Origin of the sequence: Rothia uropygialis, assembly GCF_004137765.1 — a bacterium.
GTDB lineage: Bacteria > Actinomycetota > Actinomycetes > Actinomycetales > Micrococcaceae > Rothia.
The window spans coordinates 397220-412571 of sequence record NZ_NOIS01000002.1 but is presented as its reverse complement, the minus strand read 5'-3'; the positions used below and the strand labels follow the sequence as shown (position 1 = coordinate 412571).

At 61.2% G+C, this 15352-nt stretch carries 15 protein-coding genes; 9 read left to right on the top strand and 6 right to left on the bottom strand.

Going from position 1 to position 15352, the window contains the following annotated elements; translation table 11 throughout:
- Nucleotides 1-13: 13 nt before the first annotated feature.
- The 3 genes from pucL to uraD form a co-directional block, all read right to left on the bottom strand.
- On the bottom strand, nt 14-898 hold the full coding sequence (pucL, locus tag EWV35_RS05450) for a factor-independent urate hydroxylase (protein ID WP_193554081.1): 885 nt from the start codon (nt 896-898) through the stop codon (nt 14-16).
- A 73-nt stretch (nt 899-971) separates the two neighbouring features.
- Nucleotides 972-1298: a hydroxyisourate hydrolase gene (gene uraH / locus EWV35_RS05445; protein ID WP_129658857.1), complete on the bottom strand. Its 327-nt coding sequence runs from the start codon at nt 1296-1298 to the stop codon at nt 972-974.
- Nucleotides 1295-1789, bottom strand: coding sequence for a 2-oxo-4-hydroxy-4-carboxy-5-ureidoimidazoline decarboxylase (gene uraD / locus EWV35_RS05440; protein WP_129658855.1), 495 nt, complete (start codon nt 1787-1789; stop codon nt 1295-1297). Before uraD ends, uraH begins: the two co-directional genes overlap by 4 nt.
- Before the next feature lie 509 nt (nt 1790-2298).
- On the opposite strand from uraD, the gene EWV35_RS13610 reads away from it, so the two are divergent.
- The 6 genes from EWV35_RS13610 to EWV35_RS05410 all read left to right on the top strand — a co-directional run bounded on the left by EWV35_RS13610 (nt 2299) and on the right by EWV35_RS05410 (nt 5317).
- On the top strand, nt 2299-2523 hold the full coding sequence (locus EWV35_RS13610; RefSeq protein WP_202976044.1) for a lactococcin 972 family bacteriocin: 225 nt from the start codon (nt 2299-2301) through the stop codon (nt 2521-2523).
- A gap of 155 nt (nt 2524-2678) precedes the next feature.
- Nucleotides 2679-3020 carry a hypothetical protein gene (locus tag EWV35_RS05430; protein ID WP_129658853.1) on the top strand — a complete coding sequence of 114 codons (342 nt, stop codon included), beginning with the start codon at nt 2679-2681 and terminating at the stop codon, nt 3018-3020.
- Nucleotides 3021-3023: 3 nt separating this feature from the next.
- Entirely contained in the window at nt 3024-3563 is a 540-nt protein-coding gene (locus EWV35_RS05425; RefSeq protein WP_129658851.1) for a hypothetical protein, read from the top strand.
- Complete coding sequence (locus EWV35_RS05420; protein ID WP_165168363.1) at nt 3530-4195, top strand: hypothetical protein; 666 nt, start codon at nt 3530-3532, stop codon at nt 4193-4195. Before EWV35_RS05425 ends, EWV35_RS05420 begins: the two co-directional genes overlap by 34 nt.
- Before the next feature lie 20 nt (nt 4196-4215).
- Nucleotides 4216-4551 (top strand): hypothetical protein, encoded by a 336-nt coding sequence (locus tag EWV35_RS05415; RefSeq protein WP_129658847.1) that lies wholly within the window; start codon nt 4216-4218, stop codon nt 4549-4551.
- A gap of 109 nt (nt 4552-4660) precedes the next feature.
- Nucleotides 4661-5317, top strand: coding sequence for an ABC transporter ATP-binding protein (locus EWV35_RS05410; RefSeq protein WP_202976043.1), 657 nt, complete (start codon nt 4661-4663; stop codon nt 5315-5317).
- 73 nt (nt 5318-5390) lie between these two features.
- Here EWV35_RS05410 and xdhC read toward each other — a convergent pair whose 3' ends face one another.
- From xdhC to EWV35_RS05395, 3 genes are read right to left on the bottom strand one after another with little or no spacing between them, the layout of a single operon-like run.
- Nucleotides 5391-6188 carry a xanthine dehydrogenase accessory protein XdhC gene (gene xdhC / locus EWV35_RS05405; RefSeq protein WP_129658845.1) on the bottom strand — a complete coding sequence of 266 codons (798 nt, stop codon included), beginning with the start codon at nt 6186-6188 and terminating at the stop codon, nt 5391-5393.
- The gene (gene xdhB, locus EWV35_RS05400) at nt 6188-8632 is read right to left on the bottom strand and encodes a xanthine dehydrogenase molybdopterin binding subunit (protein ID WP_129658843.1); all 2445 of its coding nucleotides are present in this window, start codon (nt 8630-8632) and stop codon (nt 6188-6190) included. Before xdhB ends, xdhC begins: the two co-directional genes overlap by 1 nt.
- The gene (locus EWV35_RS05395) at nt 8629-10101 is read right to left on the bottom strand and encodes a xanthine dehydrogenase small subunit (protein ID WP_238654177.1); all 1473 of its coding nucleotides are present in this window, start codon (nt 10099-10101) and stop codon (nt 8629-8631) included. The genes xdhB and EWV35_RS05395 overlap by 4 nt, the downstream gene beginning before the upstream one ends.
- Before the next feature lie 568 nt (nt 10102-10669).
- Between EWV35_RS05395 and EWV35_RS05390 the strand changes: the two genes are divergently transcribed.
- The 3 genes from EWV35_RS05390 to EWV35_RS05380 all read left to right on the top strand — a co-directional run bounded on the left by EWV35_RS05390 (nt 10670) and on the right by EWV35_RS05380 (nt 15300).
- Nucleotides 10670-12280 (top strand): nucleobase:cation symporter-2 family protein, encoded by a 1611-nt coding sequence (locus EWV35_RS05390; protein ID WP_129658841.1) that lies wholly within the window; start codon nt 10670-10672, stop codon nt 12278-12280.
- A gap of 67 nt (nt 12281-12347) precedes the next feature.
- A complete protein-coding gene (gene guaD / locus EWV35_RS05385) occupies nt 12348-13673 on the top strand; it encodes a guanine deaminase (RefSeq protein WP_129658839.1) in 1326 nt (441 codons plus the stop codon).
- Nucleotides 13674-13836: 163 nt separating this feature from the next.
- Nucleotides 13837-15300 (top strand): NCS2 family permease, encoded by a 1464-nt coding sequence (locus tag EWV35_RS05380; RefSeq protein WP_129658837.1) that lies wholly within the window; start codon nt 13837-13839, stop codon nt 15298-15300.
- Nucleotides 15301-15352: the final 52 nt, after the last annotated feature.

Genomic DNA, 15352 nt, shown 5'->3' with positions numbered 1-15352 from the left:
CTGGGGCCCGGGGTTAGCAGAAGCCGGCGATGCCGAACCAGGCGTTCTCGTCCTCGGGAGCGCCTTCGCGCTGCACGGTCGCCTCAATCAGCCCGTAGGGTCGATCGGCGGCGTGGTGGGTCTCGTTGTTGTTCTCTTCGCCGCAGAAACTCAGGTCGTAGACGAAATGATGCTTGTTGGGGCAGGAGAACTTGATCTCGTCGATCTCCGGGTGTGTTTCGATCACGGCCTTGCCCATGAGGTACAAGGTCTCCTGCAGGGCACGAGAGTAGTGATCGGTGAACTTGTCGAGGATGATGTTCTTGACATCCTCGTAGGCGGCATCGAAGTCCACTTCCGTGGTGTTGTAGCGCCAGCGGGTCGCGATATCCGTGGACAGAACGCGGTCGTCGGTCTCCTTGAGCGTGGTGAATTCGTCCTTGGGGTACCCGACGAAGCCCGACTCGGTCGACTTGAGAACCGTGAGGTCTTTGAATCCCGAGATTACGGTCTTCTTCTCGCCGTCGGTGACGACGACTGCGGTGCGGACCTCGTCCTTGTTCTGAACGAAGCAGTGGTCGTGATCATTGATCCGATTCCAGAGGTGCTCTTCGGCCGCCCAACGACCGCCGGAAACCCAGTCGAATCCGGACGTGAAGTGGTCCGAGAGCGTGTTCAGGAACTCCTCCGGACTCTTGATGTCGTGCTTCTGGGCTAACGCGAATACTGTGTTTTTCTGAGTATCGGTTGCCACGCAATGGGCATTATCGCCTTCGGTGTGTACCGCTTCGAAGTCGCCCCTCAATTGGGAGGTGACCACGAGATCGCGCAGCGTGTGACGGTCCGTGGCGCGGTTGACCCGCACCACGTGGTTCTCGGCCTTGCCGTACTGGTTCTTTCCGAGGACAACGTTGGTCATGATGTTCAGCTCCTGCTGCATTTTCGTTGGGTGTGGTGGATCGGCAATCGTCGACAAGGGGTCGGCTCCTGGTTCAACTGCCGCGGTATGTGGAATACGCGTACGGGCTGAGCAGGAGTGGCACGTGGTAGTGCCCCTGTTGCTTCTGTACCGTGAAATCCACCGCGACGAACGGGTAGAACGTCTCCAGGCCCTGCCCGGAGAAGTATGGTTCGGTCGCGAAAATGATCCGGTAATGGCCGGACTCCAGGGTCTCTGGGCCGAGGTCGTTGACTCGGCCGTCCTCGTTCGTGGTTGCTGCGGCGATCCTCTCGCCGGAGCCCTCAAGGAGCGTCACATCGATACCGGCGGCCGGGCAGCCGTAGACGGAGTCGAGGACGTGGGCGGAAATGAAGCTCATGACAGTATCCCTTCGATGCGCAGGGCGGCGATATCGCGCAGTTGCTCGGCGACTTCCGTGCGCTCAGCTTTGGGAGAGTTGTTCAGGCGCCGATGGAGTTCAGAGAGGATTTCTTCGTGCGAGCGACCGGCGGCGCGGATCAGGAACACGTGGCCGAAACGATTCTCATAGACCCGATTGCCGGCGGCGAGGGCCTCAAGGGTTGACGCCGGTGCTTCACCGAGCCCGGCCTGTTCGGACCGGGAGTGCTTGGCCTCCTCAGATTGCGTTTCGTCCCGCTCACCGATTTTCGGGTGGTGGGAGAGGGCGAGATCGATCTCGGCGTCGGTGAACGGGTGGGCGGCGTCGCGGGCGACGTCGATGGCCTCGGCCACCGAGCCATACGGGCGGCCCGCCGCGACCTCCTCGACCCACCGGGGGATACCGAGGGCCGGAGTGATGGTCGCTCGCGCGGTGACGGGGTCGATCTCATTGAACTCCGCGAGTCTCATGGTCGCCTCCTACGTTTCGCATAGTGAAACTTAGTTTCCATTCCTGAACAGTGAACTGGATCACGGGCGCGAAGTCAAGGGGGTGTGCGGTGGGGTTTTATGTCGTGCCGATGCGAACGGTGGCGGTGGATGACCGAAGTGGCAGTCTTGTGTGGCGTCTGGATGCGGAATCTGTACAAAATTGCCGCTTCCGACGGGGCGGAGAGGGGTGGCCGGTCGCGGGGTGGTGAGAGTGAGAGGGTCAGGGGGTCCAAAGCTGCTCGCGGCCTGATGGGTAACCCCTGCGGACGTTTGGAAGGTTGATCAATGCTGGGCAGCCGTATTTATACTAATCAAAGTCGAAATGACGATTCATGGGATGGAATTAATAAAACACGGCAAGGCTCATTAAATCTCTTTGAAAATTTAACTTGACGGTGGATGTGGGCGCCATTACTACCACTGATGAGGCACGCGAGAATGAGACTCAACTCAATTCGTTTCTGTTGTTTTGTCTTCGAGGAGATATTATGAGAACGAATATTCTATCTGCCGCAACGGGGGCCATGCTCGTTTTCGGGGCTGTGGCTGCCGCCCAGGCCGCCGATCATGTCGGCGGAGGCTATTGGGATCACGGAGTAAGCGGTGGAAGGGTGTTCTCAGACTATCTGCATCACGGGCGATGTCACGGTAGCACGGCGAAGGGGGGCCTTTGTGGCGAAGTCGGGCAATACACCTGCCGGACGCTGGGCTAAGGCCTCTGCGCCGTCAAGATGGTTTGCCATTGACAAGGCATATTGGAACTACTGTTAAGAGTTTCGAGATAGAGCGCCCCGATCCGAGCAGACCGCGGCGCCCCCGAATCATGAAAAACAATTTGAGGATTTCTCTAGCTTACTTACTTCTCCCCGTGGTGGCTTTCGTTTTCGTCTTCGGAGCTTTGTTCTCCATTGATTCCGAAACGACCCTGGGATTTGGTGATATCGCTTGGTTCAAGAATTCTGAAGAGGATGCAGACCCTCAGAAATTCCACGATTCGTTGACGTCAACGGCAAAACAGCGGGGGCTCAATATAGCCAAGATTGGGGCCGATCCAGAGCGTCCCGAAACCGGTCAACATTTGGAGATGGTGATTGGAAATCCCGAGCTACCGTCGGCGCACTGGCCTGATTCCGGGTATCCGGCGTTCAATCTAAGCCAGGGTGTGAGCGTTGCCGTGCGGGAACACCCCGATGCAGACCCGCTCGGATAGTACGTGATCTATGGGGACCGTGGCCGGGCCGAGGGTCTGCTCTCCGAGGTGGGCGGCCAAAACGGGTATTCGGGGATGCAATACGGAATGTTTTCTGCGGACAATGTCATGCGTTCCATGGGGCGTACCCCCTTGGTCGCCGCATTGGTTTCCAGCATCGGAATCATTCTCTTCAGCCTGTGTTCCTCGATCCTACTGGGCAGCCGTCGGTACGCCAGAAAACGCCTCTATGGGGCCAGCCCCTGGGAGCTTTTCAAGCACGATATTGCCGATATTGCTGTGCCCCTCCTGGGATCCATCGCCCTCACCACTACTCTGTCCGGGATATTTCTCAAAATATATAACGACCTTGCTTTCGCAACTCTGTTTTTCCTGCTCGGTGCGGCAATTCTTGACCTACTCGTCGTTGTATGCTTGGCCTTCACGCCGCCACCATATTCTTTTGCACCCGTCTCCCCATTTCAGATGCTCTCAAGGGAAAACAGCCAGCACGATTTGTTTACGCATCCATGGGTTTGGCCAGGGGCTTCGCGCTCATCATGATTCTTGTGACGGCCTTCGGGGCCATCGGAACAGCGCTGATTCTTCGATCCCACGCGGAATCGCGGTCCTCCTGGGAATCCAACCCTCACGCCTACTTCGTCAATATTGCTGGTGCCGATCGTAGTGAGGACGAGGAAAAACGGCTGGCGCAATGGTTCGCCGAAGAGATCAAAAAGAACAACATCATCGTCGCGCACCGGGACAACCTCATTTCCACCTCAACCAACGAACCGTGGCGATCTGAAGGCTCAGTACTGTTCGTCAATGATCAGTACATTCATCACAATGCTCAGCGTTTCCCGGATGCAGAAAAAGACGTTCGTCAGGACCCGCGCTCGATGAGGCTCATCGTCCCGGACGAGGCCGAGACAACTATCGAGAACGTAGTGGACCACCTCCCGTATGGAGTCGTCAGGCCCGAAGAACGCGATGTCCGGGTCTCCCACCACGACTCGAAGGAACCAATCTTCGACTACGGGTGGTCCCAGGGGCTCGACCGCGTCGACTCCTTCGGCTCGGTGGTGGTCTATCTGCCTCCCGAACAAATGACCAAGATCCCGGAAACGTCTCCGCGTGGGCCACGCAGGGTGATGCGCTGGTCATCGACAGGGAATCAGCGCTTACCCGGTTGAAAGAAGCCGGGGTGCAGTCCATGGTCCACAGCATCAAGAACGCGCGGATCACCCAGGCTGAGTATGCCCGAGAGGCCCGAACCGACCTCTTCCTCTCCGTGTACTCGATCTGCCTTCTGGTGGTTCTACTCTTCTTCGCGACCGTCGAATTCTCCAGAATCCATATCTCGGAACGCGATCAACGGCTCTTACGCGGCCACTTATTCGGAGAATCGTGGGTCCGAGGTTTGCGTCTTGTCCTCTGGCTCGAAGTGGTGGTTGGCGTGGTCTTCGGCTGGTGGATTCTCCACAAAGCAGCGGTGGTCTCCGAAATCGACATACTCACCGGAGCGTCATTGCACGAAAACCGCCAGTAGCACACGGGGATGCTGATCTTCGGAGCACTCCTGGTCCTGCTCAATGCTTCGCTCATGCTCACGTCCCTGAATCGCACCTATCGTCACCACATCTCCAGGAGGTCCCGAGTTGCCTGAGCCGATCGTCGTCGTCAGCGAGGGGGAGAAAGTCATTGGTTCGTCGACCATTTGGCGCGGCGTCAACCTCACGATCGAACCCGGCGAAATGGTCGCACTCGTCGGACCGTCCGGATCGGGCAAGACGACCCTGCTGAACTGTCTGGGGTGCCTCAGCGAACTGACCTCGGGTCGGCTCACCATGATGGGCCAGGACTTCTCACGCCGCGCGCCACGGAAACAAAGGCAATTCCGACGCCGACATCTCGGCTATCTCTTCCAGAACTACGCGCTGGTCGAGTCGGACACGGTACTCAAGAACCTTCAGGAGCCGTTGCGTCTGCTCCCACGCCGTGACCGGCCCGACCGAAAGGAGATATCGCGGGCGCTGGCCGACGTCGGGATCGAGGGCCGCGAGAACAGCAAGGTCTACCACCTGTCCGGCGGTGAACAGCAGCGGGTCGCGCTGGCCGGTGTGATGCTCAAACGCCCGAGCATGATCCTGGCCGACGAACCCACCGGTGCGCTCGACGCCGAGAACGGTGCGCTGGTCCTGACCAAGGTCCGGGAGATGGTCGCGTGCGGCGGGGCCGCGGTCATCGCAACGCACAACGCCGACGTCATGGATCTGTGCGACCGGACCATCGACGTCGCGCACTTTCGTCGCTGAACGTCGACGGCGCGTCGCGCCCAGACACCAGCCAAGAGCGCGCCGGGCCCACGGGACGCTCAACCCGCGGCACTCAGGGCCGGTCGATCACCTGGGCTAGGGCCGCCACCACGCTGATTGCAATGACTGCGGGCGATTTTCCGCCGATTCCGGGGATACCGATGGGGCACGTGATCCGGCCGAGGGCGGCCTCGTCGTGCCCCAGCTCCAGCAAACGCTTCCGAAAGCGTGCCCACTTGGCCGAGGAACCGATCAACCCCACCGAAGCTAGGTCATCGCGTCCCAAAACCGTATCGCACAGAATGAGGTCCTCGGAGTGGTCGTGGGACATGATCAGAATGTGGCTACCCGCGGGCAGCTCCTTCAAAACTGCTTCCGGAGCCGGAGCATGGTGCACGCGAAGTGTTGCGGAACCGTCGAGGGGCTCGAGGGATTCGGCCGCATTGACTGCGGCCTGGCGGCTGTCCGTCAGGTGCAAGCTCACGGGGAGGCGGGACAAGGCCCGGGCCACCTCGAGGCCCACGTGCCCGGCTCCGAAGATTGCAACGACTGGCGGCGCGGCGATTGGCTCGAGAAGCGCCGTCACCTTCCCGCCGCAGCACTGCTGACCGTACCGGGTGGTGGCGCGCTCGTTGAGGGAGATTTCCTCGGAACGCGGCTCGGACTCGCCAGCGCTCAGCATATGGTGCGCCTGCTCAGTCAGGGTGGCCTCGAGGTTCCCGCCGCCGATGGTGTCCCACGCGCGGCCACGGGCCACGACCATCTTCGCTCCGGCCGCACGAGGGGCGTGACCGCGCACCGACGTCAGAGTCACCAGAACCCCGGCCGCCCCTTCCTCGCGCAGCTCTTGGAGACCGGTCAGCCACTCCATCAGACGGACTCGGTTTCTGGCTGCGGAGGCTTGGCGGCCTGAGGACCCGGACCCGGTGCGCTGCCGACGTCTTCTCGATCTTCTTCGGCTCGGACGGCCTCACCCCCGGGCACCTTTCCTCTGGCCTCCTGGATTGCCCAGAACACCGCCTCTGGCGTTGAAGGGCATCCCAGGTCCACTTCGACCCCCTCCGGCCCGAATGCCTCGACCGCCGTGCGAAGGGCCTCCCGCACACTCATCGCAAGCATCAGGGGCGGCTCTCCGACGGCCTTGGAGCCGTAGACGACGCCGGTCTCGGTGGCCCGCTCGAAGAGGTGGACGTTGAACTCGCCGGGAAGTTCGGAGAAGCTCGGCAGCTTGTACGTGCTCGCTGCTTGCGTCGCGAGGCGACCCCTCCTCTCGCCGTCGGAGGTGTCCCAGCGAAGCTCCTCGAGGGTCAACCACCCCGTGCCTTGCACGAATCCGCCTTCGATCTGGCCTACGTCCACCAACGGGGACAGCGAGTCCCCGACGTCGTGCACGATATCGGTCCTGAGTACGCGGTATGCGCCGGTGAAGGCATCGACCTCGACCTCGGTCGCAGCGGCACCGTAGGCGAAGTACTTGAAGGGGGAACCGTGCATATTCGCAGAGTCCCAGTGGATTCCCTCGGTGCGGTAGTAACCGGCGGCGAAGAGCTGGACCCTTTGCAGATAGGCATCCGAGACCACCTCTTCGAAGCGCACGGGGTCCTTGCCGAGCGCCGCGACACCGTCATCCTCGAATCGAACGTCATGAGGATTGGCACCGAACTTTCCCGCGGCAACCTGTGCCAGGCGCTCCCGAATCTGCTCACACGCATTCTTCACCGCGCCGCCATTGAGATCCGCGCCGGAGCTCGCGGCCGTCGCGGAAGTATTGGGCACCTTGTCCGTGCGAGTGGGCGCCAAGCGTACCCGTTCCAGACCCACACCAAGGGTTGTTGCGGCGACCTGGCGCATTTTGGTGTGCAGACCCTGCCCCATCTCGGTGCCGCCGTGATTGATGAGCACGGAACCGTCCTTATAGACGTGTACCAAGGCTCCGGCCTGGTTGAAGGCAGCGAAGTTGAACGAAATCCCGAACTTGACAGGTGTCATGGCCAGGGACCTTTTGGTATCTGCGTGTGCGGCGTTGAATTCCGCGATTTCGGCCTTCCGGCGTACGACGTCCGCGCGTTCGGTCAGCGTCCCCCAGATCTCCGTGATCCGCTCGGCATGCCGAACCGGTTGGCCGTACGGTGTGGTGTCGCCGGGCTGATAGAAGTTGCGGCGACGAAGCTCGCCCGCGTCGAGCCCTATCAGCGGAGCGCAGCGGCCGAGAATGTTCTCGAGGACCAGCATTCCCTGGGGTCCACCGAATCCTCGGAAGGCGGTCTGGGAGGTTTTGTGCGTCTTGGCGATTCTTCCGGTGACCGACACGTTGGGGATCATGTAGGCATTGTCGATGTGGCACATGGCCCTGGAGAGTACAGGCTCCGAAAGATCCATTGCCCAGCCGCCATCGGCGGTCAGGGTGGCCTCGAGGGCCGTGAAGCGGCCCTGCTCGTCGAAACCGGCCTCCCACTCCGCGTGGAACGGGTGACGTTTTCCGGTCATGGTGATGTCCTGGGTCCTGGTCAGTCGCAGACTGACCGGCTTTCCCGTGCGCACCGTCGCGATCGCGGCGATGGCTGCGAGACCGTGTGGCTGCATTTCCTTGCCACCGAATGCTCCGCCCATGCGCAAGGATTGGACCGTGACCTCGTGGCTGGACAGCCCCAGCACGTGAGCCACGATCTCCTGGGTCTCGGACGGATGCTGGGTCGAGGAATTGACCAGGACCTGACCGCCCTCGTCCACGCGTGCATAGGATGCGTGCGTTTCCAGGTAGAAGTGTTCCTGACCGCCGAATTCGAAGGTCCCGCGGAACCGGTGCGCCGAATCGTCGAGCGCGGAGCCGGATTCGCCACGTTCCAAGAGGTGCTGCGGGCCCTGGAAACTGCCTGAACCGATCGCCTCAGGAAGGGTCACGATCGAAGACAGAGGCTCGTAGTCGATTTCCACGGCTTCCGCGCCCTGCCGGGCTGCCTCCGTGGTCTCGCCGATGACCCAGCACACGGCATGGCCGAAGTACATGACCTCGGAGGGGAAAAGAGGCTCATCGTGTTTGACGCCGGCGTCATTGAGCCCCGGCACGTCCTCGGCCGTCAGGACCTCAACGACACCCGGGACCTTGCGGGCACGTTCGGTGCGCATGGACGTGACGAGCGCGTGGGCGTGAGGGGATTGCACGGGCCAAGCATGAAGGGCGCTCTTGTCCCGGGTCGCGAGATCGTGGGTGTACAGGGCCTCGCCGGTGACGTGAAGCGCGGCGCTCTCATGGGAGACTCGCGTGCCGACGCCGGCGGGGTAAGAGCTGGCTGGGGGTTGGGCTACCGTGTTCATGATTTCGCTCCTATGTATTCGGAGGGACGGTGTTGGGCGAAGAACCTCATCATGCTCTGTTCCAGCATTTGTGATCGATAGCGCGAACTCGCGCGGTGGTCGTCCATGGGCGTGCTTTCGGCGGTCATTAGAACGGAGGCCTCGCGGGCCGTCTGCTCCGTCCAGGGCTGGTTCACCAGGGCTCGCTCGGCGGCCAGCGCACGGATGGGTGTGGCCGCGACACCACCCATTCCGATCCGAATCGAGGAAATGCGCCCCTGTTCGAGCTGCATGGAGAAGGCCGTTGCGACCGATGAAATGTCGTCGAATCGTCGTTTGGCGACCTTGTAGAAAGCCGTGGTTTCCGAGAGGGGCATCGGGATGCGGATCGCGCGAATGAACTCGCCCGGTTCCCGGACGGTCTGTCGGTACCCGGTGAAGTACTCGGAGATCGGCACGGTGCGCTCGCCCGACATCGAGAACAGCACGAGGGAAGCGTCCAGGGCCAGGAGCACGGGGGCGGAGTCGCCGATCGGCGACCCCGTGCCGAGGTTGCCGCCCAACGTCGCGCTGTTGCGCACGAGCCGTGATGCGAACTGGGGGATGAGCTGGGCAACCAGTGGAATCCGACCGTCCAGGCCGCGTTCCAGCTCCGAAAGGGTCATTGAGGCTCCGAGCTCCACGTAGTCGTCCGCGAATCGGAAGGACCGGAGCCCCTCGAGGCGATCGATGGCCAGGACCGTCTTGGGGCGAATATGCCGAATATTGGTTTCGACCCCGACATCCGTCCCACCGGCCAGGAGGACCGCATCCGGGTGGTCCGCGCACCGTTGGGCCAATTCCTCGATGCTGGAGGGGCGCAGGAACGTCGAGGTCTCGGTGTGCACTTCGGTGCGGCACGCCGGCGGAGCCGAGGACGATTGGCGCTCGAACAGGGGGTCGTCCTTGTCCGGTGTTTCCAGGGCATATGCGGCGTCCTTGATGGGGCGGTATCCGGTGCAACGGCAAAGATTTCCGGACAGGGCATGCAGATCGAAACCGTTGTCACCCATCTCTTCGGTCGCCTCGGACACGGATTCGGTAGCGCGTTCGGGCCGGTAGTACTCAGCCGCCATCGAACAGATGAAGCCGGGGGTGCAGAAGCCGCACTGGGACCCGCCGCGGTAGGCCATTTCGCGTTGTACAGGGTGAAGGTCCTCCTCGGAGCCCGGTCCGGGGCAGGTCCCGAGCCCCTCCGAGGTGATGACCTCCTGTCCGTTGCATGCGATTGCCGGTGTCAGGCACGCGTTGACGGACGTCCACCGGGACCCCCCGTCACCGTCCGGTCGAGCGATCAGGACGGCGCACGCGCCGCATTCGCCTTCTGCGCAACCTTCTTTGGCACCGGTGAGGCCCAGATTGCGGAGCCAGTCCAGCAGATTGAGGTACACAGGTACGTCGGCATCTTCTCGGGGTTGGCCGTTGACGGTGATGTGAAATGAACCCATCATCACGTCCTCCTAGTTCTTCGGATTCTCTGAACGCTCTCAGAGCGGGAAGCGCCCCAGGGCATCTTTGTCCCGCTGCCCCTGACAGGGTGCGCCACAAATGCCCCGTAGAGTGTGATGTGGCTTACCAATATTTGTATTCTGGTCATATTAGCACTCCTGATGGAATTTGGAATCCACATCGTGGAAACTTACGTGTCACCCTGCCCTCCCTTATTGGGGGTGTCGGGCACATCTCTGTGAACCTCACAAGGGGGTAGATGAGGGCGGACGCCGGGGTCCTCGACTTGGTGACACGGCGTTTCGAGCTGTGCCGGAAAAATGAATGCGCCTCGGCTTGTTCTCGGCGTTTCGTGCAAAAGGTGCGACACTCTCGACCGAAGGGGTGGTCAGCCAAGAAATCACGAACTTTCTCCTCGAGGGGCTTGTCAAGATCTGAGTGACTCAGGTTACACTAGGTCCACGATGCGGATCTTAGATACCGCATCATGAAATAAATTCCGCATTTCCGACGGACCAGGGACGGGCCGCATCGCCGCACCGGCCCCCGCGTTCGGGAAGGTTCTATACGATGACCAGCGAGAAAACCGCCAAAAGATCACCGCGGCGGACATCTGTCCCCGCCTCGTCGGATCGCCCCGAGGATACGTGGTTGCCCGCCGGCAAGCTGATCACTTTTGGTCTTCAACACGTCTTGACGATGTACGGCGGAATCATCGCGGTACCTCTGGTCATGGCCAATGCCTTGGGACTATCGGCGGGTCGGACCGCCATCATGGTCACGGCCAGCCTCTTCGTAGGCGGCCTGGCCACAATCCTGCAGAGCGTGGGAGTGCCATTTCTCGGGGCCAAACTCCCCGTGGTCCAGGGCGTCACCTTCGGCGGCGTGGCCACCATGTTGGCCATCCTGGCCACCCCAGGCAGCAACATCACTACCGTTCTAGGAGCGGTGATCGTCGCGAGCATCCTCGGATTCCTGATCGCTCCGTTCTTTGCTTCGGTCGTTCGGTTCCTGCCACCGGTCGTCACCGGAACGGTTATTGCAGGGATCGGATTGAGCCTGATTCCCGTCGCCTCGGACTGGTCCATGGGCGGCGACTCGAAGGCCTCGGACTACGGTTCCATGGCCAATGTGCTCCTCGCCTTTATTACCCTCGCGATCACGCTGTTCTTCAGCAAAGTCGGCTCAGCGGCCCTGTCCCGCCTTTCGATCCTCTTGGGGCTCGTGGTCGGCACGATCGTCGGGTTGCTCATGGGACTGACCGATTTCTCCGGCGTCGGAGAGGGGGCATGGGCGGCCCCACCGGAAGTTTTCGGATTCGGATGGCCGACTTTCGATCCCGCCGCGATCATCTCGATGGTGATCGTGATCCTCGTTGCGATGACGGAATCCGTTGCCAATCTGTTGGCGGTCGGCGAAGTGGTCGGGACACGCGTTGGCCGTCGCAGGATTGCTCGCGGCCTCCGAGCTGACATGCTGTCTTCCGCCGCCGCACCGGTTTTCGGGTCGTTCACGCAGACCGCATTTTCGCAGAATATCGGCCTGATCGCCCTGACCGGGGTCAAGAGCCGATTCGTGGTGGCCACGGGCGGAGTGATTCTGGTGGTCATGGGTCTCCTGCCGATTCTGGGCCAAGTCGTGGCCGCGGTTCCCATGCCCGTCCTGGGCGGTGCCGGGATCGTCCTGTTCGGGACCGTTGCGGGCTCGGGCATCCGCACCCTGAAGGGGGTTTCCTACGAAGGAAACATGAACCTCATCATCGTCTCCGTTTCCCTGGCCTTCGGGATGATCCCCATGGTCCAGCCGGACATCTACCACGATTTCCCGTCTTGGTTCCAAACAATTTTCTCCTCCGGAATCTCCTCGGCCGCAATCATGGCCGTGCTCCTGAATCTCGTCTTCAATGAGATCCATTTCGGAAACTCCAAGGGTGCGTCGGTCTTCGCCGCCAGGCCGGTCCGCTATCTCACGTCATCGGATATCGAGAAGCTCCAGGATGGCGACGTCGTGACCGACGGCAAGCTCGTCGACCGGGACGGCGAAGAAGTGCCTTGTGTTCCGGACTCGAGGACAACTGAGGTCCAGGAAGCGATCGCTTCCGGTGAGGTGACCGATACGAGCCAAATCAGAATGATCCTCGACGGAGACAAACCTGTAGCACGGAAGGCGCCCCGGAACTAGCAGGAGGCCGGCCCATAGCGGCCGACCGGAACCAAGACAGCACAGCGATGAACGGAGGAATTGCGCCATGAACATCACCGAAAGACACGAGGATGACACGTCCGAGGCGGCCTCCGCGGCCATCCGGATCATCACCGGCCACGTGGTAACCCCCGTTCAGGGGCCGGCGAAAGAGACCGTGGACCTCGAAAACGGCGCGATAGCGGTAAGGGAGGGTCGCATCATCGCGGTGGGCGAGGCAACGAACATCCTCGAGACATACCCGACGGGATCGATAGAGGCCTACGGCGATCGCCTGGTCGTTCCGGGTTTCGTCGACTGTCACGTCCACTACTCGCAGATGAATATGATCGCTTCGCCAGGCCTACAGCTCCTGGAATGGCTGGAGAATTACACGTTCCCCGCCGAAGGACGCTTCGCGGATCGGGCGCACTGCGCCGAAATGGCGAACTTCTTTACCGATCAGCTCATCGACCACGGGGTCACCTCGGCGTGCGCTTACTCCACGGTCCATCCGGAGTCGGCCCGCGCGCTGTTCCGATCGGCTCGAGCCAAGAATCTCCGCCTGATGACCGGGAAAGTCTGTATGGACCGCAACGCCCCCGAATACCTGCTCGACACTCCGGGGCAGGCATACGAGGAGAGCCTTGAGCTGCTGGAAGAGTGGCACGGGGTGGAACGCTTGGAATACGCACTGACTCCGCGATTCGCCCCGACGTCTTCATCCCGGCAATTGGAACTTCTCGGGAAGATCGCGGAGGACCACCCCGACGTGGTGGTCCAGACCCATCTTTCGGAGAATCCTGCGGAATGCGATTGGGTTTCCGGACTCTTCCCGGATGAAAGCGACTACACCGCCGTCTACGAACGTTTCGGTCTAGTCAGACGCCGCTCGGTATTCGGGCACGCGACTCATGTCTCCGCCAACGAACTGGAACGACTGGGATCTGCCAGGGCTTCCCTCGCGCACTGCCCCACCTCAAATTTATTTCTCGGTTCAGGCCTCTTTGAGCTCAAGAAAAATCGACGGTACGAGGGACTGCGGATCGGGTTGGGATCCGATGTCGGCGCAGGCACCAGCCTTTCGCCTCTTGCCTCGCTCAACGAGGCCTACAAGGTCAGTCGTTCCGTCGGCGAACCATTGGAATCCTTTGAGGCTCTTCGCCTGGCAACACTGGATGGGGCCGAAGCACTGGGCACTGACCATGCGGTCGGCAGCCTCGAGACCGGGAAGGAAGCGGACATCGTGGTCCTGGATCCCGAATCCAGCCCGGTTCTGCGCCAGCGAGCCGACTATGCACAGAGCACCGAGGAATTGTTGTTTGCCACGATGCTGCTCGGCGACGACCGGACCGTTCACAGCGTCTACGTCGCCGGTTCGAAATCGAGGTAATGAACTCAGTGGCGTTTACCGCCCGACCATAAACCACCGTCAAATGCTCGGGACTCCTTCTCCGCCGTGACAAGAGTTCCGTAAGGGTAAGAATTCATCGTCGCCAATCCCCACAAACAATCTCCATTTCAATTCTGGGAATGGTAGGGAAAAGAGACACCCAATGGCTGTAGTCAACCTCAAATCCGAAAAGAAACCGACGGGACGGCGTTCCGCCCTGGACCGCTATTTCGAGATCACCGCACGTGGGTCCACGGTCAAACAAGAACTCCGGGGCGGACTCGTGGCCTTCGTGGCCATGGCGTACATCGTCGTACTCAACCCCCTGATCCTCGGAGCCGCACCGGATGTTGAGGGGAGCAGCCTCGACTTCGGACAACTGACGGCCGTGACGGGACTCGTGGCGGGGTGCATCACGGTACTCTTCGGCCTCGTCGCCCGGCTGCCATTTTCTCTCGCGGCCGGATTGGGGATGAACAGTTTCCTCGCTGTCTCCGTGGTGCACGACGTGACCTGGCCAGAGGCGATGGGGCTGGTCATCATCAATGGCGTGATCATAGTATTCCTGGGGGCCACGGGCGTCCGCACTGCTATCTTCCACGCTGTTCCCGCGCCGCTGAAGAAGGCGATCACCGTGGGCATAGGTCTGTTCATCGCATTCATCGGCTTCGTCAATTCGGGTTTTGTCACTCGAACCCCGGACGGCCCACCGGTCCAACTCGGCCAGGGCGGTTCCATCACGGCGTTGCCCACGGTCATATTCGTGTTCGCTCTTCTTCTGATCGGCGTCCTGGTCGTCCGTCGAGTGCCGGGTGGGATCCTCATCGGCATGGTGGTCGCAACCGTCGTGTCGATCATCGTGCAGGCCTTTGCCCATTTGGGAACGGTGGGGGACCCGGTACACCCGGATCCTCAGGGGTGGAACCTGAGCGCTCCCGAAGTTCCCAGTCACATCGTTGCGCTGCCTGATTTCGGACTCGTCGGCGCTTTCGATCTCTTCGGCTCGATCGAAAGAATCGGCCTGCTTTCCGTGATCATGCTGGTGTTCACCTTGTTGTTCACCAACTTCTTCGATGCCATGGGCACCATGACAGGGCTCGCCGGCAACGCCGGTCTCGCGCGCTCGGACGGCACTTTTCCCAGAATCCGCCAAGCATTCATCGTCGAAGGCATCGGGGCAATAGGAGGAGGCGCCGCTTCGGCCTCTTCCAATACCGTTTTCGTGGATTCGGCCGCGGGTGTGGCCGAGGGTGCCCGCACCGGCCTCGCGGCTTGCGTGAGCGGCGGCCTGTTCCTGGTCTCCATGTTCTTCACCCCGTTGATCGAGGTGATTCCCATGGAAGCCGGTGCCGCGGCCCTCGTGGTCGTAGGGGCCATGATGGTCATCCAGATCCAAGAGATTGAGATGAACGATTTTCGCGTCTCACTTCCGGTTTTCCTGACCATCGTCTCCATGCCGCTGACCTACTCGATCGCCAATGGAATCGGCGTCGGATTCATCTCCTGGGCTGTGATCCACGTGCTGACGGGCAAAGGCCGTCAGGTGCACTGGTTGATGTGGTTGGTTTCGGCGGGATTTCTGCTCTACTTCACCCGCGACGGGATCACCGCGCTCCTCGGGGGATGAGGATCGGCTTGTACTGTGTATCCGGAGCCGATCCGGGGCGGCGGTGAATCCC

Excerpts from the sequence above, each read along its gene's own strand:
- xdhB (WP_129658843.1), bottom strand. The coding sequence starts at position 8,632 with ATGAACACGGTAGCCCAACCCCCAGCCAGCTCTTACCCCGCCGGCGTC.
- EWV35_RS05395 (WP_238654177.1), bottom strand. The coding sequence starts at position 10,101 with ATGATGGGTTCATTTCACATCACCGTCAACGGCCAACCCCGAGAAGAT.
- EWV35_RS13610 (WP_202976044.1), top strand. The coding sequence starts at position 2,299 with ATGAGAACGAATATTCTATCTGCCGCAACGGGGGCCATGCTCGTTTTC.
- EWV35_RS05390 (WP_129658841.1), top strand. The coding sequence starts at position 10,670 with ATGACCAGCGAGAAAACCGCCAAAAGATCACCGCGGCGGACATCTGTC.
- uraD (WP_129658855.1), bottom strand. The coding sequence starts at position 1,789 with ATGAGACTCGCGGAGTTCAATGAGATCGACCCCGTCACCGCGCGAGCG.
- guaD (WP_129658839.1), top strand. The coding sequence starts at position 12,348 with ATGAACATCACCGAAAGACACGAGGATGACACGTCCGAGGCGGCCTCC.
- EWV35_RS05380 (WP_129658837.1), top strand. The coding sequence starts at position 13,837 with ATGGCTGTAGTCAACCTCAAATCCGAAAAGAAACCGACGGGACGGCGT.
- EWV35_RS05415 (WP_129658847.1), top strand. The coding sequence starts at position 4,216 with ATGGTCCACAGCATCAAGAACGCGCGGATCACCCAGGCTGAGTATGCC.
- pucL (WP_193554081.1), bottom strand. The coding sequence starts at position 898 with ATGACCAACGTTGTCCTCGGAAAGAACCAGTACGGCAAGGCCGAGAAC.
- uraH (WP_129658857.1), bottom strand. The coding sequence starts at position 1,298 with ATGAGCTTCATTTCCGCCCACGTCCTCGACTCCGTCTACGGCTGCCCG.
- EWV35_RS05420 (WP_165168363.1), top strand. The coding sequence starts at position 3,530 with ATGGGTTTGGCCAGGGGCTTCGCGCTCATCATGATTCTTGTGACGGCC.
- xdhC (WP_129658845.1), bottom strand. The coding sequence starts at position 6,188 with ATGGAGTGGCTGACCGGTCTCCAAGAGCTGCGCGAGGAAGGGGCGGCC.